The 1,165-nt window shown below is 64.9% G+C and carries 2 protein-coding genes; one reads left to right on the plus strand and one right to left on the minus strand.

The window, feature by feature from the left end; translation table 11 throughout:
• Positions 1–471: glycosyltransferase (locus A5695_RS09310; protein WP_197515322.1), on the minus strand; the 471-nt coding region annotated here is incomplete at its 3' end.
• 239 nt (positions 472–710) lie between these two features.
• Here A5695_RS09310 and A5695_RS09315 point away from each other — a divergent pair.
• Positions 711–1,165, plus strand: a 455-nt coding sequence (locus A5695_RS09315; RefSeq protein WP_197515420.1) for a glycosyltransferase, incomplete at its 3' end; no start/stop codon positions are given.

Raw genomic sequence — 1,165 nt, forward strand, 5'->3', positions numbered from 1 at the left:
ACCCACGGGCGCGGGCAGGAAGGGCACGATCGCCCCGTTGGTCCGCCAGGGGAAGTGATGCAGCGTGGCCAGCGGAATCCCGCAGTATTCCGCGACGTTCGCGGCCGTGTCTTCATAATTCATGCCGGTGAGCAGCAGGGCGGCCCCGTCTGCCAAGGACGTCAGCGTCCTGCTGACCTCCGCTCGGCACAGGGTGAGGGGTTCCACGACTTCCCGCCACATCCGGTCGAGCTTCCGAACCTTCCAAGGGTTCTCGAACCAGTAAGTCCAGTAGTCGCGGTGCGGGTCGAGGACGGCCTTCAATTCCGGCCCATACGCGACGCCGGCCGGTCCGACCGACTCGACGAAGTCGACCATCTCGGGAGCGACAGCCATCGTCACGTCGTGTCCCCGCCGCACCAGCTCACGCCCGACAGTCAGGTAGGGTTCGACCTCGCCGCGCGTGCCCCAATTCGCCAGCACAAATTTCATCGCGGATCTTCACCCTTCCAGTTCCCCTGGCGCATGGTCGGATTTGGAGCGGCCGCGCAACGTCCCCGGTTCAGACGACCGCAGCATAACCGGATGCGCGCGGCTGTTCAGGCTCTTAGGAATACTCGCCGCTGGCCACCTGCGGCCTTCATGTCTAGGCTCTCGCACTACCGCAAATGGTAGGAAGGGACAAGGTGACTGACCGTGATGCGGCGTGCGGCTACGTCGAACCGCCCGCACTGAGATTTGTGCTGGCAAGCTACGGAACTCGAGGTGATGTCGAGCCGTCGGTTGTGGTCGGGTCCGAACTGCAGCGGCGAGGGCACCACGTGCGTATCGCGGTCCCGCCCGACTTGATTGGCTTCGCCGAATCGGCTGGGCTCACCGCGGTGCCCTACGGAGCCGAGACGCAGGCCTGGCTGGACATGTTCCGGAATTTTTTCACGTCCCGGTTCGGCACCTTCCGACGAGTTCGGGAGAGATCGAGGTGGGCGCGCGAACTGTGGGAGATCAGCACCCAGGCTTGGGTGCAGATGAACCAGACGCTGACGGCGCTGGCGGATGAGGCCGACCTGGTGCTCGCCGGCCAGACTTACCAGGAGATCGCCGCCAATGTGGCGGAATACTGCGGGATTCCGCTGGCCACGCTGCATCACTTCCCCTGGCGGACCAACGGGGCGATCGTGCCCCTTGC

Origin of the sequence: Mycobacterium sp. E1747 (genome assembly GCF_001667775.1) — a bacterium.
In the GTDB taxonomy this organism is placed as follows: Bacteria; Actinomycetota; Actinomycetes; order Mycobacteriales; family Mycobacteriaceae; genus Mycobacterium.